Genomic DNA, 25339 nt, shown 5'->3' on the forward strand with positions numbered 1-25339 from the left:
TGGGAATTCAGTCCTTCGGTTCGTCGTCGATGGGCGGGGCTGCGGCCGAGGCCGTCAGCGTCCCAGCCCGTACACGCCGGTCGCGTCGTCGCGCACCATCTCGCCCATGCGGAACTCGATGACACGGCGGCGCATCGAGTCCACGATGTGGCGGTCGTGCGTGGCCATGACCACGGTGGTCCCCGCCCGGTTGATCCGGTCCAGCACGTCGACGATCTCGGCGGAGGTGTCGGGATCGAGGTTGCCGGTGGGCTCGTCGGCCAGGAGCAGCAGCGGCCGGTTCGCGATGGCACGCGCGATCGCGACGCGCTGCTTCTCACCGCCCGAGAGCTCGCTGGGCATCCGGTTCGCCTTGCCCCCCAGGCCCACGTAGTCGAGCACCTGCGGGACCGTCCGGTCGATGACGTTGCGCGGCTTGCCGATCACCTCGAGCGCGAACGCCACGTTCTCGGCCACCGTCTTCTGCTGCAGCAGCCGGAAGTCCTGGAAGACGCATCCGAGGGACTGCCGCAGTTGCGGCACGCGCCGGCCGGAGAGCTTGTTCACGTGGAAGTCGCCCACGTAGACGTCGCCGCTGGTCGGCTTGTCCTCCTTGAGCAGGAGCCGGAAGAACGTCGACTTCCCGGAACCCGAGGGCCCGATCAGGAAGGCGAACTCCCCCTTGCCGATCTCGAGCGACAGGTCGTGGAGCGCCGGCCTGGCCGACGCCTTGTACATCATCGTGACGTTCTCGAGCGTGATCACGAGCGCCCAGTCTACTGACGCCGCGGACTACCCCGGCGGAACCGTCGTCGTCGGTGCGCCGCCGCCGGTCGCGGGGGCCGAGCTCGGACTGCCGCCGGGCGTCGGCAGCGGGAAGGTTCCCACTCCTGGGATCACGAGCCCGCCGGAGGGCGTGCTGCCGCTCGCGGAGCTTTCCGACGGTGCGCCCGACGTGCCGCCCGGCACCGTCGACGACGGTGCGCCGGACTCCCCCGGGCCGCCGGAGGGCCGGACCGTGCTCGACCGAGCGCGGGTGGTCGTGGAGCGCGGCACCTCGTAGGTGGGCTCCACCGGCGCGGTCGCGGTCGCTACCGGCGCCTGCCCCGTACGGCGCTGTTCCTTGGGAACGAACTGCGCGTACAGGTCGAGGTACCACCACAGCAGGCCGACGAACAGCACGAGGAGGACGACGGTCCTGGTGCGCGCCCGTGTGTGCGGGATCGTCTTCGGGATCCGCTGCCAGGCGGCCGGGAGGACGCGCGTGGGCTCGGTGCGCGCGGCGGGCTCGGCGACCGCACCGTCCTCCGGGGGCTTCGGGGTCTCGGTCACTGCGGCTTCACCTCCGGCTCGTCCTCGACGGTGTCGGTCACCGGGGCGACGTCGATGCCCGCGGTCGCGAGGCTGCGCACGATGCGCTCGCGCAGGTTGCGCCCCACCTCGAACTGCTTGCCGGGCAGCGTGCGCGCGACCATCCGGAGGTTCACCTGGTCCAGATCGATCGACTCGATGCCCATGAGACTCGGCTCGTCCAGGAGCAGCGTCGACATCTTCGGATCGTGGTAGGCGCGCTCCCCGACGCGGTGCAGCAGCGCATTGACCTTGCCCATGTCGACCGTCTTCGGGAGCGGGATGTCCACCACCGCCCGCGCCCAGTCCTTGGACAGGTTCGTGGCCTTGACGATCTGCCCGTTCGGCACGGTGATGACCTCACCGTCGGTGTTGCGCAGCTTGGTCACGCGCAGCGTCACGTCGGAGACCGTGCCCTCGGCGGTCGAGCCGCCGGTGAGCGACAGGTTCACCACGTCACCGAAACCGTACTGCCGCTCGGTGATGAGGAAGAAGCCCGCCAGCAGGTCCTGCACCACGCGCTGCGCACCGAAACCGAGGGCGGCGCCGATCACGGTCGCGGGCGCGACGAGCGCGTTGATCGGCACGCCGAGCGCCTTGACCACCTGGTACGCGGCGAACAGATAGATCGCCGCGATCGCGACCCAGCTGATCACCTGGATCAGCGCGTGCTGGTGCTTGGCCGACTCCGAGCGGACGAGCGAGTCGCTGTTCTTGAACTGCGCGTCGATGTGCATGGTGACGCGGGCGGAGGACCAGTTGACGAAGCGGTTCGCCAGCACCGCCGCGAGCGTCCACAACGCGATGGGCAGCACCCGCTCGAACATGAGGTACCGCCACCCCGTGAGATCGGGGAGGATCGAGTTCGCGAGCAGCGCGCTACTCGTCATCGCCACGCATCCGCCAGCGGATGCCGGCCTCGATGAAGCCGTCGAGGTCACCGTCGAGCACGGCCGACGGGTTGTTCACCTCGTACTCGGTGCGCAGATCCTTGACCATCTGGTACGGATGCAGCACGTAGGAGCGCATCTGGTTGCCCCAGGACGCGCCCTCGTTGGTCTTGAGCGCGTCCATCTGCGCGCGCTCCTCCTGCCGCTTGCGCTCGAGCAGCTTGGCCTGCAGCACCTTCATGGCCGAGACCTTGTTCTGCAGCTGGCTCTTCTCGTTCTGGCAGGTCACCACGATGCCCGTGGGGATGTGCGTCAGGCGCACCGCGGAGTCGGTGGTGTTGACCGACTGGCCTCCCGGACCCGACGAGCGGTAGACGTCCACGCGGACCTCGTTCTCGTCGACGTCGATGTGGTCGGTGGTCTCCACCACGGGAAGTACCTCGACCTCGGCGAAGGAGGTCTGGCGGCGGCCCTGGTTGTCGAACGGGCTGATCCGCACCAGCCGGTGGGTGCCCATCTCGACCGAGAGCGTGCCGTAGGCGTAGTCCGTCTTGACGGCGAAGGTGGCCGACTTCAGGCCCGCCTCCTCGGCGTAGCTCGTGTCGTAGACCTCGACGCCGTAGCCGTGCTTCTCGGCCCACCGGATGTACATGCGCATGAGCATCTCCGCCCAGTCCGCCGCGTCGACGCCGCCGGCGCCGGCACGGATGTTGACCAGCGCGTCACGGGCGTCGTACTCGCCCGAGAGCATGGTCTTGACCTCCATGGCCTCGATCTCGGTGCGCAGCTGGGCCCGGTCACCGTCGGCGTCCTCGAGCGCGGCGGCGCGGTCCTCGCCCTCCTCGGCGTCGGCTAGCTCGTAGAGCACCGGCAGGTCGTCGAGCCGCTGCCGCAGGTCGGTGACGCGGCGGAGCTCGGCCTGGGCGTGCGAGAGCTGGCTGGTGACCTGCTGCGCGTTGGCCTGGTCGTTCCAGAGCTCGGGGTCGGACGCCTTGTGTTCCAGCTCGTCGACGCGCCGGCGCAGCTCGTCGAGGTCGATCACCTTCTCCACCGTCTGGAGGGTGGTGTCGAGGCTCTCGATGTCTGCGGCTACGTCAGGTTGCACAGTCACTCAGGATACTGGCCCGGGCCGCCGTACGAGTCCGGTGGCGGCGTAAGACTGCCGAGCTGCCAGGAGCTGTCGATCTTGCCCACCTTGTAATACACGGGCAGCCGGTCCCCCACCTCCGGCCAGCGTTCGGCGAAGTCGATCACGAGCCGCCGGTAGACGTGCGTGGGCGGGGTACTCGGGCCCTCGACGGTGCCGGAGACCGTGACGAAGGCTTGCCCCTTCTGATCGGGCTCGACCGGCCGCGGGCTCACGCCGCTGAGCGTGAGCATGCCGTCCTCCATGCCGGGACCGGCCGGCGCGGTGCCCAGCGTGCCGCGTTTGTTGCGCTGCCACATCACCACCAGCGCACCGAGCACCGCCGCGAGCATGAGCACCCAGATCCATTCCATATGTCCAGATTACCGACGGGGAGCGTCGCGTGCCCGTGGTGCGATTCCGATACCGTTCTCGCATGTCGAGCGCACCGTCTTCCGCCCCGAACCCCGACCTGGCCCTGGCCCTCGCCCTCGCGGACGCCGCCGACGAGCTGACCATGGCGCGGTTCGGCGCCCTGGACCTCAAGGTGGACGCCAAGCCGGATCTGACCCCGGTCTCCGACGCGGACCTCGCCACCGAGACGCTGATCCGCGAGCGGCTCGCCGCGGAGCGCCCCGGCGACGCGGTACTGGGCGAGGAGTTCGGCGGCGAGGCCGCCTTCTCCGGCCGGCAGTGGGTGGTCGACCCGATCGACGGCACGAAGAACTACGTGCGCGCGGTCCCGGTCTGGTCCACGCTCATCGCCCTGCTCGAGGACGGCGTGCCCGTGGTCGGCGTGGTCTCGGCCCCCGCGCTCAAGCGGCGGTGGTACGCCTGCGCCGGCTCCGGCGCGTTCGTCTCGTTCGACGGTGCCGAGCCCCGTCGGATCTCGGTCTCGGGCGTGCGCGAGATCACCGACTCGTCGATCTCCTTCTCCGACCTGTCGTACTTCCCCGACGCGGGCTCGCGCGAGCGCTTCCTCTCCCTCGCCGCCGACGCCTGGCGACTGCGCGGGTACGGCGATTTCTGGAGCTACTGCCTGGTGGCCGAGGGCGCCGTCGACATCGCCGTGGAACCCGAGGTCTCGCTGTGGGACCTCGCCGCGGTCGAGATCGTGGTCCGGGAAGCGGGCGGCGTCTTCACCGGGACCGACGGGACGCCGGGACCGCACGCCGGATCGGCCGTCGCGGCGAACCCCGTGCTGCATCCCCAGGTGCTGGACCGTCTCACTCCCTGACACGGCGACACGGCTTTCGTTCCACCTCTTGGCACCGATCTTACCGAGGAGTAAGGTCTCATCTGACTGATGAGTAAGTTGGCGGCGGAGGTCCGGGAGACGGCTCTCGACCTGCGTCGCCCACGACGACGAGATGGTGGAGATGAGCACGTCAACCGATCCCCGGGACACCAGCGCCATCGGGAAGAACCCGATCCGGCGTAACCCCACCGGCCAGCTGATCCGCGCCCTGATGGCGGTGGTCCAGACGCCCTTCGTGCAGAACCGCGGCCTCCAGGGCCTGGTGAACCGCGTCGCCTACGAGGGCACGAAGACCGGATTCAAGGCGCTCGGCGCGGCCAACCGGACCTTCAAGGTGGTCTCCGGCACCGGCAAGCCGAAGCGGCTGACCTCGAGCACGAAGTCGAACTACGACCTGACCCCGGACGACGAGCAGCAGATGATCGTCGACACGGTGAAGGACTTCGCCGCCGAGATCATCCGCCCCGCCGCCTTCGACGCGGACGCGGCGACCGAGGCGCCCGAGTCGCTCCTCGAGCGCGCCACGGAGCTCGGTATCACGATGATCAACGTGCCGGAGGAACTGGACGGCGCCGGCAGTGACCGCGGTGTCGTGACCAACGCACTGGTCGCCACGGCCCTCGCCCACGGCGACATGGGACTGGCGCTGCCGATCCTCGCGCCGAGCGGCGTGGCGGTGACGCTCGCGCAGTTCGGCTCCGACGGCCAGCAGCAGACCTACCTCAAGGAGTACGCGGGCGAGTCCGTGCCGCAGTCCTCCGTGGTGATCGCCGAGCCCGGTGCCCTGTTCAACCCGTTCGCCCTGGCCACCAAGGCCACCCGCACCTCCGGCGGCTACGTGCTCAGCGGCGTGAAGTCGATGGTGCCGCAGGCCGGTTCGGCCGAGCTCTTCGTGGTCGGCGCCGAGCTGGACGGCAAGCCCGCCCTGTTCATCGTGGAGTCCGGTACCGACGGCGTCATCGTGGAGGGCGATCCCAGCATGGGGCTGCGCGCCGCGTCGCTGGGCCGCCTGAACCTGAACAACGTCAAGGTCCCCACGACGGCGCTGCTCGGCGAGGTGGACCTGGACACCGCGGCGCAGAACTACACCGACGTGGTGCGCCTGGCCCGCCTGGGCTGGTCGGCGCTGGCGCTCGGCACCTCCCGCGCGGTGCTCGACTACGTGACCCCGTACGTCAAGGAGCGCGAGGCCTTCGGCGAGCCGATCGCCCACCGGCAGGCCGTGGCCTTCTCCGTGGCCGACATGGCGACCGAGATCGAGGGCCTCGAGCTGCTGGTCTGGCGCGGCGCCTCACGCGCGGAGCAGGGCCTGTCCTTCGGCCGCGAGGCCGCGCTGGCGCGGAAGTTCGCGACGGACAAGGGCATGCGGATCGGCCTCGACGGCGTGCAGTTGCTCGGCGGCCACGGCTTCACCAAGGAGCACCCGGTGGAGCGCTGGTACCGCGATCTGCGGGCCGTCGGCATCGCCGAGGGCGTCGTCGTCCTCTAGGCCCCCTTCGACTTTCAGAGCAGAAGAAAGAACCTCATGGCAATCAATCTGGAACTCCCCAAGAAGCTGAAGGCGTCGGCCGAGATGTCGCACCAGGGCGCGGCCGAGATCTTCCGCCCCATCTCGCGCAAGTACGACCTGGCCGAGCACGAATACCCCAAGGAGCTCGACACCATCGCGGCGCTCTACGACGGGTTGGCCGACGCCGGCCAGGCACCGTCGGCCGCCTCGGGCGATCGCAAGAAGGGCGAGGGCGAGGAGAAGCCCAAGCCCGTCGACGTGACGGCCGGCAGCCGCAACGGCGGCACCATGGAGTCGATCATCAACGCGATCGAGATGTGCTGGGGCGATACCGGTCTCATGCTCGCCTTCCCGTACCAGGGCCTCGGTAACGCCGCGATCGCCGCGGTCGCCACCGACGAGCAGCTCGAGCGCTTCGGCAAGGTCTGGGCGTCGATGGCCATCACCGAGCCCTCCTTCGGCTCCGATTCGGCCGCCGTCACGGCGACGGCCGTGCGCGACGGCGACGAGTGGGTCATCAACGGCACCAAGATCTTCGTCACCTCCGGCTCGCGCGCCGACCACATCGTGGTCTGGGCGACCGTGGACAAGAGCGCCGGCCGCGCCGCGATCAAGTCCTTCGTGGTCCCCCGCGAACACCCGGGCGTCACCGTGGCCCGGCTCGAGCACAAGCTCGGCATCCGCGCCTCCGACACCGCGGAGATCCGCTTCGAGGACTGCCGCATCCCGTTCGAGAACATCCTCGGCAGCCCCGAGGTGAACGTGGAGAAGGGCTTCGCCGGGGTCATGCAGACCTTCGACAACACCCGTCCGCTGGTGGCCGCCATGGCCATCGGCTGCGCGCGAGCCTCGCTCGAGGAGCTGCGCACCGTGCTCGAGGACGCGGGCATCGTGATCGACTACGACGCGCCCGTGAACACCCTGCCGCACGCCGCGGCGGAGTTCATCCGCCTCGAATCCGATTGGGAGGCCGCCTACCAGCTGACGCTGAAGTCCGGCTGGATGGCCGACAACAAGCTGCCGAACTCGATGAACGCGTCGATGGCGAAGGCGAAGGCGGGCCGCGTGGGCTCGGACGTGACCCTCAAGGCCGTCGAGCTGGCGGGCGCGCTGGGCTACTCGGAGCGCACCCTGCTGGAGAAGTGGGCGCGCGATTCGAAGATCCTCGACATCTTCGAGGGCACCCAGCAGATCCAGCAGCTGATCATCGCACGCCGCCACCTGGACCTGACGAGCGCGCAGCTCAAGTAGCCCCGAGGAGGTTCGACGGGGCGTCGCCGTCCGGCGGCGCCCCGTCGCACGTCTGTAGCGTTCCTCCCATGACGGTGATCTGGTGGGCCCGGCGCGACCTCCGCCTGAGCGACAATCCCGCACTGAGTGCGGCGGCCGCGGACGGCCCCGTCCTCCCGCTGCTGGTGGTCGACCCCGCACTGCTGCGGGACGGTCCGCGCAGCGCCTGGTACGCGTCGAACGCCCTCGCGCTCGACGAGCAACTGGACGGCGGCCTCGCTCTGCGGACGGGTTCGCCCGCCCGGGAGGTCCTCGACGTCGCGCGCGCCGTGGGTGCCACCGCTGTCCACGTGAGCCGCGAGACGACACCGGCGGGCCGCCGGCGCGACGATTCCGTGCGTGACCTTCTGGCCGACAACGGGATCGACTGGATCGAGACGGGTTCTCCGTACGCCGTCACGCCGGGCCGGATCGCGAAGGCCGACGGTACGCCGTACCGGGTTTTCAGCGCCTTCCAGCGGGCGTGGCGGGAACACCGCTGGCCCGCACCCGCCCGCCTCCCCGAGCAGGTGCGCTGGGCCTCGCCACCGGAGCAGGACCCCGCCGCGCGGACCGCCCTGCAGAAGCTGGTGCGCGACTGCGCAACGCCCCTCCCCCCGGCGGGCGAGCAAGCCGCGCTCGAGCGCTGGAAGCGGTTCCGGGACGACGATCTGCACCGCTACGCGCAGGAGCGCGATCGACCCGACCTCGACGCCTCATCGCGCCTTTCGCCCTATCTGAAGGTGGGCGCCGTTCATCCGCGCACCCTGCTCGCCGGCCTCGACTCGAGCGAGGGAGCGGCGAAATTCGTCTCCGAGGTGTGCTGGCGCGACTTCTACGCCGATGTCCTGCACCATCATCCGCAGACCCTTCGCACAGACCTGACCGACGCTCTCGCGGGCCTGGAGTACTCCGAGCCCGGCGACGAATTCGCCGCATGGCAGCGAGGCGAGACGGGCTACCCCCTCGTGGACGCGGGTATGCGACAGCTCCTCGCGGAGGGATGGATGCACAACCGCGTGCGGATGGTGGTGGCGAGCTTCCTCAGCAAGGACCTGCATGTGTGGTGGCCGCACGGCGCCGCGCACTTCCTCGATCTGCTGATCGACGGCGACCCCGCCTCGAACGCCCACGGCTGGCAGTGGGTGGCGGGTACCGGAACCGACGCCGCCCCGTACTTCCGGGTCTTTAATCCCACCGCCCAGGCGGAGAAGTTCGATCCGAACGGCGACTACGTCCGCCGGTACGTGCCCGAACTGCGCCATCTCGAGGGTGCCGCTGCGCTGAGCCCGTGGAAGAACGCAGAGGGATACGCGCACGGCTATCCGACCCGGGTCGTCGACCACGCCGAGGAGCGCGAAGTGACGCTGGCGCGCTACCGCAGCGCCCGCGGAAAGTGAATCAGACCCGGCCCCGAGGCGCTTCACGGTCGCGAAATCGCGTGACCCAAGCCATATTTTCGATGTGAGGGTCATCACTTTCTGCAGGTCATTGCCTATGCGAGCTATTGCTAGCGTTTCCTCGCATGACCTGGCCTTACCGACTTCACAGGGTGCCGTGACCGAAGCGTTATCAAACCGCGACCGTTTCGCGGCGGGGATGACACCGCGCCGATAGCCCCCTAGTGTTCATCTCGACCCGGTCACGGGAACAAAACTGAATCCACGAACCACCGCGTATGTGTGGGCCCGCCGCCGAAGCGAGAGCATCTTCCCTCGGGCGCCGGACCGCTTCTGCAGTGACGCACCACGTCACCGAAGCAGGTTGAGTGATCTTTCTCAGCCCACTGCCGTGCCCGACAGAGAAGGCACGGTCCATGTCTTTCCCCGACACCTCCGCCCCAATCGGGCTGTGTCCTGGCATGCGCAACGGCGAAAGGAACACCTTGAAGAACATCCGCAAGACCCTGGGCATGATGGCCGTCACCGGCGCGATCGTCGCCGCTCCCGTTGCCTTCGGCACCGGCGCTGCGAACGCCGACAGCGTGAACTGGGACGCCATCGCAGCCTGCGAGTCGGGTGGCAACTGGTCGACCAACACGGGCAACGGCTACTACGGCGGCCTGCAGTTCAGCCCGTCGACGTGGCGCGCCAACGGCGGCTCGGGCATGCCTCACACCGCTTCGAAGGCCGAGCAGATCCGCGTGGCCGAGAACATCCTCGCCACGCAGGGCATCGGCGCGTGGCCGAGCTGCGGTGGCCGCGGCTAAGTCGCACACACTGCTTCGATACTGACGCCTGTGGCGGTCGATTCCCCGTGAATCGGCCGCCACAGGCGTTTTCGCGTCGGACGCGCACCTCACCCACGAACCCGTCCGTTGTCCCGTACTGCGAGAATCAGCCCGTGCCATTGCGCGTGCTCCTGCTGTTGACCGGCCTGTACTTCGCTCAGGGGCTCCCGTTCGGCTTCTTCACCCAGGCGATCCCCGTTCTGCTCCGCGATGCGGGCCTCTCGCTCACCGCGATCAGTCTCACCTCCTTCCTGTACCTGCCGTGGGGCCTGAAATTCCTCTGGGCGCCCGCGGTCGACCGGATCGGGACGCGACGGCAGTGGCTCATCGCCACGCAGCTCGGCTCCGCCGGCGTCGCCTTCGCACTCGCCGCCACCGATCTGGCAGGCTCGCTGCGGTGGCTCTTCGTGGCCATCGCAGCCATCAACCTGCTCTCCGCAACCCAGGACATCGCGACCGACGGGCTCGCCGTCCGGCTCCTCGGCCCGCGCGAGCGCGGCCTCGGGAACGGGATCCAGACCGGTGCCTACCGGTTGGGCATGATCGCCGGCGGCGGCGGGCTCCTGTGGATCTACGCCGCGAGCGGCTGGCGCGTCCTCCTGCTCACCCTGGGAGGGCTGATCCTGCTGTGCACGGTCCCCGTCGTGCTCCTGGCCCGCGAGGAGGCTCCCGACGGTGCCGTGCCTCCGGCGCGGGCACCCGCCGGTGCGTCCGGCGGGCTCGCGAGCGCATGGTGGCACCGTCTGCGACGGCCCGGCGCCCTCGCGCTGATCGGCCTGCTGGCGGCGTACAAGTTCGGCAACGCGATGGTCTCGTCGATCGCCGGACCGTTCCTGCACGACACCGGTCTCGCGCTCAAGGAGATCGCGCTCGTGAGCGGCGCGCTCAGCTCGGCCGGGGCGCTCCTGGGTTCCGCGCTCGGCGGGTGGTGGGCGTTCCGGCACGGCCGGCGATCCGCCCTGCTGGCCGGGGGCATCGCGCAGACGGTCACCATCGCGCTGTACATCGTCGCCGCCCTCGGCGTCGGCGGCTTCCCGATGGTGGTGGCCGCCAACCTGACCGAGCACGTCTTCGGGGGCGCCGCCACCGTCGCACTGTTCACCCTCATGATGGACGCCAGCGAACGCGACCACGCCGGGGCGGACTACACCGTGCTGGCGTGCGCGGTGGTGGCGGCGCAGGGCGCCGCGGGCCTCGCGGGCGGCGTCTCCGGCGATCTGCTGGGCTACGCGACGACCTTCGCCATCGGGATGGTGCTCTCCGGGATCGGTTGCGCCGTCCTGATCCGCGCGCTCGACGCGGGGACGGGGCCGCGATCGCTCACGACGTGGAGCCGGGGTCCGGCTCCCACACCATGAGCTCGTCGGCCGCCCGGAAACCCCGGCGGCGGTACAGCGGCACCGATTCGTCGCTGGGCGAAAGGACGAGTCGCCGGTATCCGCGGTCGCGCGCGGCCTGCTGCACCGCCTCGACGAGTGCCCGGCCGTAGCCCTCCCGGCGTGCGGCCGGGAGCACGAACAGGTGGCCCACGTATCCCCACGCCGTCGAATCCGCACCGGGCATGGGCATCCGGCGGTACTCGTGGAGGGTCACCATTGCGGCGGCTCCTCCACCGGTGAGCGAGAACTCGCCCGCCAGGAAGACGGTGCGCCCGTCGCGGATCCACCAGTCGCGGACCGCGTCCACGAAACCGTCGTCCATGGGCTCGGTCGTCGCACCGGAAGTCCGGGCCCACGCATAGCGCAGCGTCGCAACGCGGGCCGCATCGCGGATCGGGTCGGCGATCCAGACGTCCATGCCGTCAGCCTACGGAGCCGACGACGACCGAACGGGAACCAGGCCGGGACGGAGGGAACGCCAGCCGATCGCGTCACATGTTCGGAATCGTCCCGATCAGGCCGATCCGAACCCTGATAGCGTCCGATTCGCCCCGATTCGGAAGTTGCAGAAGGACGACTGACATGCACAAGCCCCTCGCCCGTTTCGCCGTCGCCGCCGTGGCCGCGGCCCTCGCCGGCACCGTCGCCGCTCCTGCGGCCTCCGCCCGGATCGAGCTCAACGGCCACGACCAGGTCCGTACCCTGGCCTGCAATGACGACGTCACGCTGATCGGCTCCGACAACGCGATCGTCTTCACGTCGAACTGCAAGGGCGTCGAGGTCAACGGTCACGACAACACACTGACCTTCCGCGACGTGACCTCGCTGAAGCTGATCGGCAGCGGCAACTCGATCAAGCTCGGTTCGGCGGCCTCGGTGGACGTGAGCGGCCACGACAACACGATCACCTGCACCGGAGCGAAGAAGCCCACGGTGAAGTCCGTCGGCGCGGACAACTCCTACAGCTGCTGAGGAAGCGAACACCTCATTTCCAGTAGAAGTCCCCGCTCGCCGCGCGCATCTGCGCAGCGAGCGGGGACTTCTGCTGCGGGTACGCGCTACTCGACCGGAGCCTGCGCGCGGGCGTGGTCTTCGACGGGGTGCAGCGCCGTGAGGAACTGCACCCGCGGACCGATCGAGCAGTCGTCGCCGATGGCGATCGGCGCGCAGTCCATGAGGATCGCGTCGTAGTTGAGGAAGCTGTTCGCGCCGATCGTGATGTGGGCGCCGTAGTCCACTGGAACCGCGGCATGACCCAGGAACCCTCACCGATACCGCCGAGGAGCTCCTGGAGGATCTCAGAGCGCTCCCGATCCGCATCCGCGGCGGTGGCGTTGAACCGATCGAGCACGCGGCCGCACGCCTTCCGCATGGCGACCAGATCGGGATCGCTGTCGCGGTAGCGCTCACCCGCGAGCATTCGCTGGAGTTCGGTGACCATGCACCGACGGTACCGGCGACCGCGCCGCACCTCGGAAATGCGAAAGGCCCCCGGATTTCTCCGGGGGCCTTTCGACCTAGTAGCGGGGACAGGATTTGAACCTGCGACCTCTGGGTTATGAGCCCAGCGAGCTACCGAGCTGCTCCACCCCGCGTCGGTGTGAACACAACGTTACTGGAAGCTGCCCACGTTGTGCAAATCAGTTGAACGTGACCCTCGTCTCCCGGGCCGGTCGGACTCCGTCGGACCCGGCCCGGGAGCTGAGATCAGTTCCCGCCCCGGGCCTTCGACTCGGCCTGCTGCAACTTGGTGATGGCATCGCCGAGCTGCTTCATGGCCTGGCCGACCGCGACCTGATCGCCCGAGCGCTGCGCGGACAGCACCGATCCCCAGGCGTCGGAGACGGCCTTCACCGCGGCCCGCACCTCGGGCGTCTCGGTGCCGGGCACTGTGGCGGTGGCGGGCGGCTGGTTCGGACCGGGCTGCTGCCCGCCGGGCACCGTCTGCCCCGCGGTGGCCCCGGAGACGCCGGTCGCCGCCGTGGCGAGAGCGGCGTCGACGCCCCGGAAGCCCGCCTCGCTGAGCGACGCGGCGACGGTGGGCTTGTAACCCGCACCGGAGGTGACCGGATTGAGCGTGAGCACCTTGATCAGCTTGGGCGGTGTGCCCTGCTCGGTGCTCTTGGCGTACATCGGCCAGACGTACGCCAAGCCGCCGTTCGCGAGGCCGATCGCCTGGAGATTGCCGAACTGCGGGTTGAGGGCGCTGATGTTGGCGTTGTCGGCGCGGTAGGACTCCGACGCCTTGATCAGGTCGGCGGCCTGGCTGGGCCCGGCCGTGCGGCGAGCCATGCTGCGCACGATCAGCCGCCCGGCGTCCTCGCCACCCGACGACACCGAGACCTGCGCAGCCACGTAGGGCTGGTTACGGGGCTGGAGGATCGTCGACAGCTGGAACTGGGTGGGACCGCCGCCCGGGGTGGCCGCCACCGAGTAGTAGGGCGTCTGCATCCCGCCCTGATCACGCGTGTCCTTCGGCGCGTTGGCGACCTGCCACACGTCGCTCTCCTCGCGGAAGGTGTTCGCATCGGACACGTGGTAGCGCTGCAGGAGGTACCGCTGCACCTCGAACAGGTCCTGCGGGTAGCGGAAGTGCTGCTTGAGCTCTGCCGGCACCTTGTCGCCGCCCTCGATGACGCCCGGGAAGACGTTCTTCCAGGCGTTGAGCACGGGATCCTTGTCGTCGACCTGGTACAGGTGCACCGATCCGTCGTACGCGTCGACGGTGGCCTTCACCGAGTTCCGGATGTACCCGACCCGCTCGTCGACCTGACGGCGCTCGGTCTGCTGTCCCGGCGCTGCCTGCACGCGGGTGCCCGTCGCCTCGGAGAGCGAGGTCTGCTGCGCGTACGGGTACTTGGGCAGGGTGGTGTAGCCGTCGACGATCCAGACGAGGCGACCCGACTTGGGATCGACGACGGGGTAGGTCTTCGTGTCGACCGTGAGGAAGGGCGCGACCTGCTTGATCCGGTCACGCGGATCGCGCTGGTAGATGATCTTCGACTCGGAGCCGATGTTCGGGTTGAGCAGGATGTTCCGCTCGGTGAACTTGATCGCGTACGCGAGGCGCGTGAACCACGAACCGATGGCGACACCGCCGTCACCCTCGTACTTGGAGGTGACCCCCTCGCCGTCGTACTCGCGGGCCTCGCCGCGGCTTCCGACGATCGAGTAGAACCCGGGATCGGAACCGATGGTCTCGCCGAAGTAGATCCGCGGCTGCGTCAGCGCCGGCTGGCCGGACACCGCATTACGCGTGAACACGGGCTGACCGCCGGCGGTGTTCACCGCGTCCCGGCTGCCCTCACTCACAACCTCGTTGACCTGCCCCGCGGGAGCGGTGATCACGCCGTTGCCGTGCGTGTACTGCAGATGACGGGCCGCCCAGTCCGTCGGGGTCTTGTCCGGGTTCAGCTCGATCGGCGCCAGCAGGACGTTGGTCGACGAGCCGTTCACGTCGTACCGGCCGACGGACAGCTGATCCGGCAGCTTGTAGTACTCGCGCAGCGGGTTGAGCATCGAGAAGGCGGTGGAGACCACGTTCGGATCGAGCAGGCGCACGTTCTGCAGCGACGGAGCGTCCTTCGACGAGAGCGTCTGCAGCGCCTCGTCGGTGACCTTCGGATCGGTCCTCTCGTACTTCATAGCGGCGAGGCCGTAGGCCTGTTTCGTCGCCTCCAGGTTGCGCGCGATGTACTCGAGCTCGCGCTCGGTGTTGGGCCGGACCGAAAAGGTCTGCACCGCGGCGGGCCAGCCCACACCGATCACGAGGGACGAGAAGAGCATGAGCACGGTGGCGATCGCGGGCACGCGCAGGTCGCGCAGCACGATGCCGAAGAAGAAGGCCGCGGCGCAGATGATCGCGATACCGGTGAGGATCGCCTTCGCCGGCAGCATGGCGTGGATGTCGGTGTAATTAGCACCCGTGAAGATCGGCGACCGGTTCGAGTACACGAGCGCGTACCGGTCGAACCAGTAGGCGACGGCCTTGGTCAGCAGGAAGACGCCGGCGATCGCGGCGAGTTGGATCCGCGCGCCGCGCGAGAGCGAGCCCTCCCGGCCCGCGAGGCGGATGCCGCCGAAGACGTAGTGCGCCACCAGGTTCGCCAGGAACATCAGGATCAGGCCGGCGAACAGGAAGCCGAGGATGAACTCGATGAAGGGCAGCGTGAAGGCGTAGAAGCCGATGTCCTTGCCGAACTCCGCGTCGGTCTCCCCGAAGCTCTGCCGGTTGAAGAAGAGCAGCACCTGCTGCCACGACGCCTGCCCGAAGATGCCGGCGATGAGCCCGATGAGCAGCGCCGGAACGATCGCGAAGGTCTTGAGCTTGCTGGTCACCACGGCGCGGTACCGGACCACCGGGTCGTCCGTCGGCGAGGGGAGGAACGCCGGGCGCACGCGATAGGCCAGCCACATCCCGGCGAAGGTGAACAGCGCCAGGACCAGACCCGTCACCACGAACAGTCCGAGCCGCGAGAGCAGCACGGTGCTCAGCACGCCCGCATGGCCCAATGAGCCGTACCAGAGGAAGGCGGTGAACACGTCCACCACCCGCGGCCCGATCAGCAGCAGCGCCAGTAGCGCCACGGCCACACCGATGAGGATCTTTGCCCGGCGGGACAGGGAGGGAATGCCCGCGGCACGAGGTGTCGTCACGCCGTCCACTGTACGGATTGCCCGAGATGGGACCCGCGCGTGCTCACCGACGTGGTACCGCGCGCGCCGCGGATGCGATCATGGGCGCGTGAGCTACGACGAGGCGGAGCAGGTATTCGACGAAGCGGCCCTGGGCCGCGCGGCGCGCGAGGCCATCGAGTTCGTCGAACCGCAGGGCTGGGGCCAGCCGCCGCAGCTGTTCGGACTGGTCCCGACGTCGCTGCTCGCCACCAGCCAGCCGGAGTGGGCCGACATCCTCGACGACGGTGCCTCGCTGACGGTCATCGAGCAGGAGCCGCTGCCCGGCGACCCGCAGGGCGGCAGCACCGAGCTCAACCACGTGCTGGCGACCACCACCTGGCCCGACGAGGTCGTCGGGTGCGCGCTGGTGCAGGAGATCATCGTGCTGCCGCCGAACGCCGAGGCCGACCTCGACGGGGCGCTCGAGCCGCATCTCGCGGACGTGGACGCCGCCGACCGTGCGGGCCGGGCGGCCGCCGAGAACCACCCCGAACGGCGCACCGCGCGGATGGTCGCGGCGGTCCTGCGGGACGGCCACCGGATCACGCTGCTCATGCTCCAGCCCGAGGACGAGGACGATCCGTTCGCGGACACCGAGCTGCTCCGCGCGGATCAGCTCGCGCCCGGCCTGATCCAGGGCCTCCTCGCCACCTTCGACGAGGACTGAGCCCGGCCGGGGTCGGCCGGGCCGTCAGCAGGACGGGGCCGGACGCCCCTCACGCACGTCGGCGAGGGCCTTGACCGCGCCGTCGACGGTGTCGACCTTCACCAGTTGCAGGTCCGCCGGGGGCGAGGACTTCGCGGCGTCGCAGTTCGCGGCCGGCACCAGGAAGACGGACGCGCCGTCGCGCTTGGCGCCCTGCAGCTTGTGCTCGATCCCGCCGATCGGACCGACCTTGCCGTCCGCGGTGACCTCTCCCGTGCCGGCGACGTTCCGGCCGCCCGTCAGGTCGCCCGGCTCGACCAGATCGATGATGCCGAGCGTGAGCATCAGGCCGGCGGAGGGGCCGCCGACCTGCTGCACTCCGAAGCCGATGTGGATCTTCGGATCGGCGGGCACCTGCCCCACCACGATCCCCAGACGCGGCTTGCCGTCGGACTCGCCGAGCGCGACCGGGACCTGCGCGGCACCGTCGGCCCGCCGGACCGCGACGGTCACCACGTCGCCCTTCTTCTTGCCCTCGAGCGCCTTCGCGACCTGGTCGGTGGCGGTCACCGGCGCACCGTCGACGGCCTCGAGGACGTCGCCCTCGCGCAGCTTGCCCTCCGACGGGCCGCCCTGGCTCAGGCCGACCACGCCGATGCCCGTGGGGATCTTCAGGTAGTGCAGCGCCGCGACGGTGGCCGCGGACTCCGAGCCGGTGAACTGCTCGCGGTTGCCCGCCTCGATCTGCTGGCGGGATGCGCCGGGCGGGTAGTAGGCGTCGCGCGGGGCGATCTGCGCGCCGGAGACCCACTTGCCGAGCGCGCCGAACAGGCTGAGACCGTCGGTCACGGCGATGGTCGTGAAGCGCAACTGCCCTGCGGGCTGGTGCACGGGCAGGCCGTCGATGGTGATCACTCTGCGGTCGGTGACCTTGCCGTCGTCCCCGCGCTCGGCGTAGCTGGTCAGTGTGTCGGCGGTGTCGCCCGGACCGACGGCGACGTAGGGCACCGTCACGATCATCCCCAACAACACGAGCACCAGGAGCGGCACCAGGGCGGCGAGAGCTGTCGTGATCCTGCGTTCCGTCACGGGCCACAGCGTAGTCGCCGCGTGTTCGCCCACAGCGTGACGTGCGGAGCGGCCCGCGGTGGACGCGGGCAGTACCGTGGAGTCATGAATGACCTGCCCTTCGGATTCTCCCCCGGCGACGACGGCGGTGACGACGGCAAAGGCCGACGGGACCAGCCCTTCGGCGCCGGTCAGCCCTTCGACATGTCGCAGCTGGGCGACATGCTCAGCCAGCTCGGCCAGATGATCTCCGGCATGGGCACCGGCATGACGACGCCCGGCGGCGGTACCGGCGAGCCGGTCAACTACGCGGTCGCGGCGCAGCTGGCACGGCAGACCCTCGGCAAGCACGAACCCGTCTCCGAGGGCCAGCGCAAGGCCGTCGAGGAGTCGATGCACCTCGCCCAGCTCTGGCTCGACGGTGCCACCGTGCTGCCGGCCGGCCCGCAGAAGACGGTGGCGTGGAGCCCCGTCGACTGGCAGGAGAAGACCCTGCCCACGTGGAAGCGCCTGGTGAACCCGGTCGCGGAGAAGATCTCCGGCTCGTGGATGCAGAGCATGCCCGAGGAGGCGCGCGAGATGGCCGCCCCGATGATGGGCATGTTCACGCAGCTCGGCTCGATGTCCTTCGGCACGCAGCTCGGGCAGGCCCTCGGCTCGCTGTCGAAGGAGGTGCTCACCAGCACCGACATCGGACTCCCGCTGGGCCCGGACGACACGGCCGCACTGCTGCCCGAGGCGATCGAGTCCTTCAGCAAGGACCTGGAGCAGAAGGACCAGGAGATCCTGGTCTTCCTCGCCGCCCGCGAGGCCGCGCACCAGCGCCTGTTCTCGCACGTGCCGTGGCTGCGGGCCCGCGTGCTCGACACCGTCGAGCAGTACGCGCGCGGCATCACCATCGACATGTCGGGCATCGAGGAACTCTCGAGGAACCTCGACCCGACCTCGCTGCAGGATCCGTCGAAGCTCGAGGAGCTGATGGCCGCCCAGGGCGCAGCCCTGCAGCCCAAGGCCACGCCGGAGCAGACCGCCGCGCTCGAGCGTCTCGAGACGCTGCTGGCTCTCATCGAGGGCTGGGTCGAGACCGTCGTGCACGCGGCGATCGCCGATCGCCTGCCGAGCGCCGCGGCACTGCGGGAGACGATGCGTCGCCGCCGCGCCTCGGGCGGTCCCGCCGAGCAGACCTTCGCCACGCTGGTGGGCCTGGAGCTACGGCCCCGCAAGGTGCGCGAGGCCGCCGATCTGTGGGAGCGCGTGCTGAACGCGACCTCGATGGAGCAGCGCGACGGTGTCTGGGCCCATCCGGATCTCGTTCCCGACGCCTCCGACCTCGACGCGCCTGCCGGCTTCATCGACCGCCTGCTGGGCGAGTCGTCCGGGGCGGACACCTCCGACCTCGACGATCCGATCGCCGCGATCGAGCGGCAGATGCGCCGCGAATCCGGCGAGGAGTAAATCGCTCGGGCACTCGTAGTGCCTGGTCAGGCCCGGTCCTCCCCTGTGGATGACCGGGCCTTTCGGCACTGCGCCCGCCGTCGCACGTGGTCGACTGGGGCATGCGACATCGCCTGAACCCGTTTCTCACCGTCGTGGTGCGCCCACCCACGCTGGTGCAGTTGGGCGCGTCGGCCACCGGCGCCCCGGTGCTCCAGCCACCGCCGTGGCTCGCACCCGACGCCGTCGCCGGTCTGCTCCGTTGGATGCAGGACTTCCGCACACCGCGCGAACTCGAGCGCCGGTGCGCCGATCTCGGGATGGCGGCGGGCGACGTCGACGAGCTCCTCGCGGCCCTGCGCGGCCACGGGCTGCTCGAGTCGGAACCGCCGCGGTCACCGCTGCACGTCCACCTGCACGGGCGCGGACCGGTCGCCGACGCGGTCCTCGGGGAACTCGCCTCCCTCGACGGGGTCCGAGTGAGCGCCGGAACCGCGCGCAGCTGGTCCCCGACCGGGCGCGGCGTCGACCTCGTCGTGCTCTCCGACTTCCTCTCCCCCGATCCGGTGCTGGTCGCACGGCTGATGCGGGAGCGGGTGCCGCACCTGCCTGTCGTACTGCGCGACGGTGTGGGCGTGATCGGCCCGCTCGTCCTCCCGGGCGCCGGCCCCTGCCTGCGCTGCCTCGACCGGAACCGTGCCGATGCGGATCCGGGCTGGCCGACGCTGGCCTGCCAGCTGTTCGGCCGCGCGGGCCGCGCGTCACCACAGGTCCTCCGGATGACCGCGGCGATCGCAGCGCATCAGGTCGCCGCGGTCGGCGCGAAACGATGGGACTCGGCGGACCCGCCGGACGTCCTCGGCTGTACTTTGGAGGTCGAGGGCAGCGCGATCGCCGTCCGACGATGGTTCATGCACCCCGGGTGCGGATGCGGGGTCACCGCTCCCGCCGCATCCGAGGCTGCCGGTTGACGTCAGGGGGCCAGGTGTCCGAGATCACCCGTGGTAGCGCGAAGCGCACCGCCAAGCTGGCGGGACTTCCGCTGGGCATGGCCAGCCGCACCGCCGTCGGCTGGGGTAAGCGACTCGCGGGCGCCGACAAGGACGAGGTCAACGCGGAGCTGCAGGCGAAGGCCGCGGAGCAGCTCTTCGAGGTACTCGGCCAGCTCAAGGGCGGCGCGATGAAGCTCGGGCAGGCGATGAGCGTGATGGAGGCCGCGGTGCCCCCGGAGTACGCCGCGCCCTACCGCGACGCGCTGGCCAAGCTGCAGAACGAGGCGCCGCCGATGCCCGCGTCCACCGTGCACAAGGTCCTGGACCAGCAGCTGGGCACCGGCTGGCGCGAGCGGTTCAGCTCCTTCAGCGACGAGGCCGCCGCTTCCGCGTCCATCGGCCAGGTGCACCGCGGCGTGTGGTCCGACGGCCGCGAGGTCGCGGTGAAGGTCCAGTATCCGGGCGCCGACGAGGCGCTGCGCGCCGACCTCAAGGCCCTCGGCCGACTCAGCTCCGTGCTCAAGCCGCTGACCCCGGGTGCCGATGTGAAGTCGCTGGTCCAGGAGCTCACCGATCGCACGGAGGCGGAGCTCGACTACCGCTACGAGGCGACGAACCAGCGCAAGTTCGCCAAGGCCTTCGACGGTGACCCGAACATCCGGGTGCCGAAGGTCTTCGCGAGCGCACCCACCGTGATCATCAGCGAATGGGTCACGGGGCGACCGCTGCGCGACGTGATCGCCAACGGCACCCAGGAGGAGCGGAACGACGCCGCGTCGAAGCTCACCGAGTTCGAGGTGAGCGCACCGGCCCGCACCGGCCTGCTGCACGGCGACCCGCACCCCGGCAACTTCATGATCGCGCCCGACGGGCGGCTGATCGCCCTGGACTTCGGTGCCGTTGCCGAGTACCCGGGCGGCATCCCGCCGGCGGTCGGCAAGATCCTGCGGCTCGCCCGCGACGAGGACTACGAGGCACTCTTCCCGCTGCTCCGCAGCCAGGGCTTCATCCCGCCGCGACTGGAGATCACGCCCGAGGAGATCCGCAGCTACCTCGCGCCGTACGTCGACCCGCTGCGCTCGGAGAGCTTCCACTTCACCCGGAAGTGGCTGATGAAGGCCGCGTACACGGCGACGGACGTGCGCGGCGAGCAGTTCCAGACGGGCCGTAAGCTCGCCCTGCCGCCGGAGTACGTGATGCTCTTCCGCGTCCTGCTCGGCATGGTCGGCATCTGCTCGCAGATGGAGGCGGAGGCACCGTACCGCGCCATCGTCGAGCACTGGATCCCGCTGCTCGACGGCGACGACTGACCGACGGCCGGCTCACCCGTCGAGCCGGCTCCCCGCGCGCAGCTCACGCAGCACGGCGAGCGCCGCCGCGAGTCGTTCGCCGTCGACGGCGGCGGACCGTCGGGCCGCCCAGTCCGCGCGGGCGGGCTCGATGTCACGCAGGGCGGCGCTCCCCCGGTCGGTGAGCGCCACCAGCGGAGCCCTGCGGTCCGCAGCGTTCGCCGACCTCGCGACGAGGCCGTCGCGCTCGAGCCGTTCGACGGTCTCCCGGACGCTCTGCCTGCGCAGCCCGCGCTGACGGGCGATGTCGGCGACGGTGGCGGCACCGTCGGCCAGCAGGCCCAGCACGCGCCACCCGGCGGCGGTCGTGCCGATGCCGGCGGCGAGGTCGTCGCCCTCGGCGACAAGCGCCGCGTTCAGCCGGAAGACCTCGTCGACCAGCTCCGTGAGCAGTTGCGGACGGTCCATGCCCAACTCCTTATTGACAGGCACCTGTCGATAATCGTAGCGTCACGGCCATGACCGCGTCGATCTCCCGCCTCGTCGTCTCCGTCTCCGCCCTGAACCCTTCCCTCGCCTTCTACGAGGGTCTCCTCGGACTCCGGCTCACCCGGTCCGCGGGCGAGCTGGCGTGGCTCGTCACCGCCGACGGTATCGAGGTCATGCTGCACGAACGCCCGGCGACGCCCAGCGACACCGCCGTCGCCCTGGGCTTCGCCGTACCCGACCTGGACGGCGTCGTCGGAACGTGGACCGCGCGCGGCGGCGCCGTCGTGGACCCGCCCGAAGAGCGCCCGTGGGGCGAGCGGATGGCAGTCGTCCGGGATCCCGACGGGCACCTCGTCTGCGTCACGCAGGCCGTCGGCTGACTACCCGTCGCTCGGTGCCGATGCGGCGACGGCCTCCGTCCGGCTCTCGTACAGGTGCGGTGCCAGACCGCGGTCGACGAGATGGTCGGCCAGCTTGAGTCGGAGGAACGCCGAGGTGGTGTAGCGGGTCACCGATTCGTAGTACTTGCTCATCCGGCGCACCCGAGCGGCGTACTCGTCCACCAGATCGGGGCCGAGCACGAAGTTGTCGTAGTTGATCACCACGTTGACCGGTCGGCCGATCTCGGCGAGTCGCCGCTCGATCTCGTCGGCGGCGCGCGCCACCTCCTCCTCGGTGCGTACGGCGATGCCCTCGAAGTTCATGAAGAACAGGTTCCGCGACTCGTCGTAGCTGAACCGGGCCTCCAGCGGCACCGAAAGCAGGTCCTCGCGCAGGCCCATCGCGTCGTCGCGGAAGATCCGCGGGTCCATGACGGCCGGCGGGGTGTCCATGATCGGCTCGAAACCCAGTAGGTCGAGCACGTCGCGCTGCAGGTCGATCCCGGGTGCGATCTCGGTGAGCTCCATGCCGCGTTCGGTGAGCCGGAAGACGCATCGCTCCGTGATGTACATGACCGGCTGCCCGGACCGGAGGGCGTACTCGCCGGAGAAGGTCCGCTGATCGACCGACGCCACGAACTTCGGCGCCGCCGGACCGTCGGAGGTGACGACGGCCCCGTCGGCGATCTCGGTGCGCGACGGGGCGAGGAAGGTACCCAGGAAGTACACGGCCTTCGCGTTCTGGCTGATGTTGATGAACCCGCCGGCACCGGCGAGGCGCGGGCCGAACCGGCTGACGTTGACGTTGCCGCCACCGTCGGCCTGGGCCATGCCGAGGAAGGCGGCATCGAGGCCCCCGCCGTCGTAGAAGTCGAACTGCGAGGGCTGCGCGAGGATCGCGTCCGCGTTGATGGCGGAGCCGAAATCGGTGCCGCCCGCCGGCATGCCCCCGATGACGCCGGGCTCGGCGGTGAGCGTGAGGTACTCGAGCACCCCCTCCTCCGCCGCGACGGCCGCGACTCCCTCGGGTACGCCGATGCCCAGGTTCACCACCGAGTTCGGGCGCAGCTCCAGCGCCGCACGCCGCGCGGTGACCTTGCGCGGGTCGAGCGGCATCGGACGGATCCAGCTCATGGGTTGCCGGATCTCACCGCTCATCGCGGGGTTGTACTGCGTGCCCCAGGATTGGGTGTGGTGCTCGGGAGTGGTCGCGACGACCACGCAGTCGACGAGGGCACCGGGGATCTTCACGTCCCGCGGGTTGAGCGAACCCCGGTCGGCGATGCGCTCGACCTGCACGATCACGAGGCCGCCCTTGTTGTGCACCGCGATCGCCGTCTCCAACGCCTCCAGCGTGAGCGCCTCCTTCTCCATGCTGACGTTGCCGCTCGGGTCCGCGGTGGTGCCGCGCAGGAAGGCGACGTCGAGACGGTCGAAGGCCTTGTAGAAGAGGTACTCGCGGCCGTCGATCTCCATCAGCCGCACGCGGTCCTCCGTCGTGGCGTCGTTGACCTTCCCGCCACCGAGGCGGGGATCGGCGAAGGTGCCCAGCCCGACGTGGGTGAGCAGGCCGGGCTTGCCCGCGCCGGTGTCGCGCAGCAGCTGCGCGATCACGCCCTGCGGCAGGTTGTACGCCTCGATCTCGCCGGAGAGCGCGAGCTTCTGGAGCGCCGGGGCCATCCCGTAGTGGCCGCCCATCGCCCGCTTGAGCATCCCGTCGTGGCAGAGGTGGACGGTGCCCCGCTCGCCACGGTCGCCCTGCGCCACCGTGAAGACCAGCGACAGATCCTTGGGCGACCCCGTCGCGAGGAAGCGCTCCTCCAGCGCCAGCACGAGTTCCTCTGCGAAGCCCTGACCGGCGAAACCCTCCAGCACCAGGTGGTCGCCGTCACGGACCAGACGCACCGCCTCCTTCGCGGTCACCACCTTGTCGCGGATCGGGGACGTCGCCGTCGGCATCAGGATGGGGTCGATGGACATCGCGTGCCGCCTCTCACTCGCCCCACGGGGCCCGATCGCGATGTGCGATCGCACTGTGAGGTGTATCACGATGTGCCGCGGTGTTCGCGGGATTCCGCGACAGCGGTCAGACGAAGGCGCTCTTGCCCGTGACCTCACGCCCCACGAGCAGCGACTGGATCTCCGCGGTGCCCTCGTAGGTCACGAGGGCCTCCATGTCACAGAGGTGGCGCATCACGTGGAAGTCGAGGGTGATCCCGTTGCCGCCCAACACGTCGCGCGCCATCCGGCAGACGTGACGGGCCTTGACACTGCAGTAGTACTTGGCGAGCGCCGCCATGGTGTCGGTGACCGCGCCCTCGTCGAGCAGGCGACCGAGGCGGATGCAGTACAGCTGCATCGCGGTCACATCGCCGAGCATCTCGACGAGCTTGCTCTGAACGCTCTGCGTGGCCGCGATGGGCTTGCCGAACTGCGTCCGCCGCTGCGCGTAGGTCAGCGCGATCTCGTAGGCGGCCACCGCGTGCCCCGTCGACGACCACGCGACCGCGTTGCGGGTGCCCATGAGGACCTTGGAGACGTCGGGGAAGCCGTTGCAGTTCACGAGGCGGCGGTCGTCGGGGAGCCGCACCTCGTCGAGCACGATGTCGGCGTTCTGCACCATGCGCAGCGAGACCTTGCCGCCGATCTTGGTCGCGCTGTAGCCGGGGTCGTCCTTCTCCACGACGAAGGCCTTGACCTTGCCGTCGTCGGTGTCACGCGCGAAGACGACGATCACGTCGCACCACGTCGCGTTGCCCGGCCAGCGCTTGAGCCCGTTGAGGATCCAGTCGCTCCCGTCGCGCGTGGCGGTGGCCTCCAGCGCGACCGAGTCGGAGCCGTGATCGGGTTCGGTGAGCGCGAAGGCGCCGATCTTGTCCAGGTTCGCCATCGCGGGCAGCCACCGCTGCCGCTGTTCCTCGGATCCGAGGATGTAGATCGACTGCATCGCCAGGCCGACGTGCACGCCGAGGAAGGTCGCGATGCTGCCGTCGATGCGACCGAGCTCGTAGGAGACCAGTCCCTGGCCGACGGCGGTCATCGGCGTGATGCCGTAGCCGGTCATGGTGTCGCCCACGATCTTCAGCTCGCGCAGCTTCGGCAGGATTTCGAAGGGGAACTCACCGCGCTCCCAGTAGTCGTTCACGATCGGCAGGAGCTCCTTGTCGCCGAACTTACGGACCTTGATCAGCAGGTCCTTCTCCTCGGCGGAGAGCAGCGCCTCCATGTCCAGGTAGTCGGTGTCGCGGGAGCGGGCGATGCCCTCCGCCAGCTCCTCCGTGGTCCGGTCCGTCATGGGGCGTCCTCTCATCGAGCCGATTCGATCCACCTCAACTGTGCGCCGCGTCACCACGCCGCAGCAATGGAATCGCGA

Annotated in this window: 24 protein-coding genes, 1 tRNA gene and 1 pseudogene; 12 read left to right on the plus strand and 14 right to left on the minus strand. The window is 69.8% G+C overall.

The window, feature by feature from the left end; translation table 11 throughout:
• Nucleotides 1–54 precede the first annotated feature (54 nt).
• Genes ftsE through FK268_RS03185 form a run of 5 tightly spaced genes read right to left on the minus strand, consistent with a single transcriptional unit; the run spans nucleotide 55 to nucleotide 3719 of the window.
• Nucleotides 55–744 carry a cell division ATP-binding protein FtsE gene (ftsE, locus tag FK268_RS03165; RefSeq protein WP_146431007.1) on the minus strand — a complete coding sequence of 230 codons (690 nt, stop codon included), beginning with the start codon at nucleotides 742–744 and terminating at the stop codon, nucleotides 55–57.
• A 27-nt stretch (nucleotides 745–771) separates the two neighbouring features.
• On the minus strand, nucleotides 772–1311 hold the full coding sequence (locus FK268_RS03170) for a hypothetical protein (RefSeq protein ID WP_146431009.1): 540 nt from the start codon (nucleotides 1309–1311) through the stop codon (nucleotides 772–774).
• On the minus strand, nucleotides 1308–2219 hold the full coding sequence (locus tag FK268_RS03175) for a mechanosensitive ion channel family protein (protein ID WP_146431011.1): 912 nt from the start codon (nucleotides 2217–2219) through the stop codon (nucleotides 1308–1310). The genes FK268_RS03170 and FK268_RS03175 overlap by 4 nt, the downstream gene beginning before the upstream one ends.
• Nucleotides 2209–3324 (minus strand): peptide chain release factor 2, encoded by a 1116-nt coding sequence (prfB, locus tag FK268_RS03180; protein ID WP_146431013.1) that lies wholly within the window; start codon nucleotides 3322–3324, stop codon nucleotides 2209–2211. Before prfB ends, FK268_RS03175 begins: the two co-directional genes overlap by 11 nt.
• Nucleotides 3325–3326: 2 nt before the next feature.
• Nucleotides 3327–3719 carry a hypothetical protein gene (locus FK268_RS03185; protein ID WP_146431015.1) on the minus strand — a complete coding sequence of 131 codons (393 nt, stop codon included), beginning with the start codon at nucleotides 3717–3719 and terminating at the stop codon, nucleotides 3327–3329.
• Nucleotides 3720–3781: 62 nt separating this feature from the next.
• On the opposite strand from FK268_RS03185, the gene hisN reads away from it, so the two are divergent.
• The 6 genes from hisN to FK268_RS03215 all read left to right on the plus strand — a co-directional run bounded on the left by hisN (nucleotide 3782) and on the right by FK268_RS03215 (nucleotide 10970).
• Nucleotides 3782–4582 (plus strand): histidinol-phosphatase, encoded by an 801-nt coding sequence (gene hisN, locus FK268_RS03190; protein ID WP_146431017.1) that lies wholly within the window; start codon nucleotides 3782–3784, stop codon nucleotides 4580–4582.
• A 133-nt stretch (nucleotides 4583–4715) separates the two neighbouring features.
• Nucleotides 4716–6092 carry an acyl-CoA dehydrogenase family protein gene (locus FK268_RS03195; protein WP_146431019.1) on the plus strand — a complete coding sequence of 459 codons (1377 nt, stop codon included), beginning with the start codon at nucleotides 4716–4718 and terminating at the stop codon, nucleotides 6090–6092.
• A gap of 36 nt (nucleotides 6093–6128) precedes the next feature.
• Complete coding sequence (locus tag FK268_RS03200; RefSeq protein ID WP_146431021.1) at nucleotides 6129–7364, plus strand: acyl-CoA dehydrogenase family protein; 1236 nt, start codon at nucleotides 6129–6131, stop codon at nucleotides 7362–7364.
• 68 nt (nucleotides 7365–7432) lie between these two features.
• Nucleotides 7433–8782, plus strand: a complete 1350-nt coding sequence (locus FK268_RS03205; protein ID WP_146431023.1) for a cryptochrome/photolyase family protein — start codon at nucleotides 7433–7435, stop codon at nucleotides 8780–8782.
• A gap of 485 nt (nucleotides 8783–9267) precedes the next feature.
• Nucleotides 9268–9591, plus strand: a complete 324-nt coding sequence (locus FK268_RS03210; RefSeq protein WP_146431024.1) for a transglycosylase family protein — start codon at nucleotides 9268–9270, stop codon at nucleotides 9589–9591.
• Between the two features lie 134 nt (nucleotides 9592–9725).
• On the plus strand, nucleotides 9726–10970 hold the full coding sequence (locus tag FK268_RS03215) for an MFS transporter (RefSeq protein ID WP_146431026.1): 1245 nt from the start codon (nucleotides 9726–9728) through the stop codon (nucleotides 10968–10970).
• Here the strand turns inward: FK268_RS03215 and FK268_RS03220 are convergent.
• Nucleotides 10933–11409 (minus strand): GNAT family N-acetyltransferase, encoded by a 477-nt coding sequence (locus FK268_RS03220; protein WP_146431028.1) that lies wholly within the window; start codon nucleotides 11407–11409, stop codon nucleotides 10933–10935. The genes FK268_RS03215 and FK268_RS03220 overlap by 38 nt on opposite strands.
• Before the next feature lie 164 nt (nucleotides 11410–11573).
• On the opposite strand from FK268_RS03220, the gene FK268_RS03225 reads away from it, so the two are divergent.
• Nucleotides 11574–11963 carry a DUF3060 domain-containing protein gene (locus tag FK268_RS03225; RefSeq protein WP_146431030.1) on the plus strand — a complete coding sequence of 130 codons (390 nt, stop codon included), beginning with the start codon at nucleotides 11574–11576 and terminating at the stop codon, nucleotides 11961–11963.
• 86 nt (nucleotides 11964–12049) lie between these two features.
• Here FK268_RS03225 and FK268_RS25260 read toward each other — a convergent pair whose 3' ends face one another.
• The 4 genes and pseudogenes from FK268_RS25260 to FK268_RS03240 form a co-directional block, all read right to left on the minus strand.
• The gene (locus FK268_RS25260) at nucleotides 12050–12229 is read right to left on the minus strand and encodes an LbetaH domain-containing protein (protein ID WP_306461486.1); all 180 of its coding nucleotides are present in this window, start codon (nucleotides 12227–12229) and stop codon (nucleotides 12050–12052) included.
• Nucleotides 12230–12318: 89 nt separating this feature from the next.
• A pseudogene (locus tag FK268_RS25265) lies at nucleotides 12319–12432 on the minus strand (maltose acetyltransferase domain-containing protein); the annotation flags it as partial.
• Nucleotides 12433–12512: 80 nt separating this feature from the next.
• Nucleotides 12513–12586 (minus strand) — tRNA-Met (locus FK268_RS03235).
• A 112-nt stretch (nucleotides 12587–12698) separates the two neighbouring features.
• Nucleotides 12699–15647, minus strand: a complete 2949-nt coding sequence (locus tag FK268_RS03240; RefSeq protein ID WP_146431032.1) for a UPF0182 family membrane protein — start codon at nucleotides 15645–15647, stop codon at nucleotides 12699–12701.
• 88 nt (nucleotides 15648–15735) lie between these two features.
• Here FK268_RS03240 and FK268_RS03245 point away from each other — a divergent pair, with 88 nt between their 5' ends.
• Nucleotides 15736–16335, plus strand: a complete 600-nt coding sequence (locus tag FK268_RS03245; RefSeq protein WP_146431035.1) for a PPA1309 family protein — start codon at nucleotides 15736–15738, stop codon at nucleotides 16333–16335.
• A gap of 24 nt (nucleotides 16336–16359) precedes the next feature.
• On the opposite strand, the gene FK268_RS03250 is transcribed toward FK268_RS03245, so the two are convergent.
• The gene (locus FK268_RS03250) at nucleotides 16360–17403 is read right to left on the minus strand and encodes a YlbL family protein (protein ID WP_146431037.1); all 1044 of its coding nucleotides are present in this window, start codon (nucleotides 17401–17403) and stop codon (nucleotides 16360–16362) included.
• 84 nt (nucleotides 17404–17487) lie between these two features.
• On the opposite strand from FK268_RS03250, the gene FK268_RS03255 reads away from it, so the two are divergent.
• From FK268_RS03255 to FK268_RS03265, 3 genes are all read left to right on the plus strand, one after another.
• The gene (locus FK268_RS03255; RefSeq protein ID WP_146431038.1) at nucleotides 17488–18837 is read left to right on the plus strand and encodes a zinc-dependent metalloprotease; all 1350 of its coding nucleotides are present in this window, start codon (nucleotides 17488–17490) and stop codon (nucleotides 18835–18837) included.
• Between the two features lie 101 nt (nucleotides 18838–18938).
• Entirely contained in the window at nucleotides 18939–19787 is an 849-nt protein-coding gene (locus FK268_RS03260; protein WP_146431040.1) for a hypothetical protein, read from the plus strand.
• Between the two features lie 14 nt (nucleotides 19788–19801).
• Complete coding sequence (locus tag FK268_RS03265; protein ID WP_146431042.1) at nucleotides 19802–21118, plus strand: ABC1 kinase family protein; 1317 nt, start codon at nucleotides 19802–19804, stop codon at nucleotides 21116–21118.
• Nucleotides 21119–21130: 12 nt separating this feature from the next.
• Here the strand turns inward: FK268_RS03265 and FK268_RS03270 are convergent, their stop codons facing one another.
• Entirely contained in the window at nucleotides 21131–21565 is a 435-nt protein-coding gene (locus FK268_RS03270) for a MarR family winged helix-turn-helix transcriptional regulator (protein ID WP_146431044.1), read from the minus strand.
• Nucleotides 21566–21615: 50 nt separating this feature from the next.
• On the opposite strand from FK268_RS03270, the gene FK268_RS03275 reads away from it, so the two are divergent.
• Entirely contained in the window at nucleotides 21616–21966 is a 351-nt protein-coding gene (locus tag FK268_RS03275) for a VOC family protein (RefSeq protein ID WP_146431046.1), read from the plus strand.
• Here FK268_RS03275 and FK268_RS03280 read toward each other — a convergent pair whose 3' ends face one another.
• Both FK268_RS03280 and FK268_RS03285 read right to left on the minus strand, forming a co-directional pair.
• A complete protein-coding gene (locus FK268_RS03280) occupies nucleotides 21967–23946 on the minus strand; it encodes an acyl CoA:acetate/3-ketoacid CoA transferase (RefSeq protein ID WP_146431048.1) in 1980 nt (659 codons plus the stop codon).
• Nucleotides 23947–24052: 106 nt separating this feature from the next.
• A complete protein-coding gene (locus FK268_RS03285; RefSeq protein WP_146431050.1) occupies nucleotides 24053–25261 on the minus strand; it encodes an acyl-CoA dehydrogenase family protein in 1209 nt (402 codons plus the stop codon).
• Between the last annotated feature and the right edge of the window lie 78 nt (nucleotides 25262–25339).

It is taken from the genome of Tsukamurella sputi, from assembly GCF_007858445.1.
Lineage (GTDB): Bacteria > Actinomycetota > Actinomycetes > Mycobacteriales > Mycobacteriaceae > Tsukamurella > Tsukamurella sputi.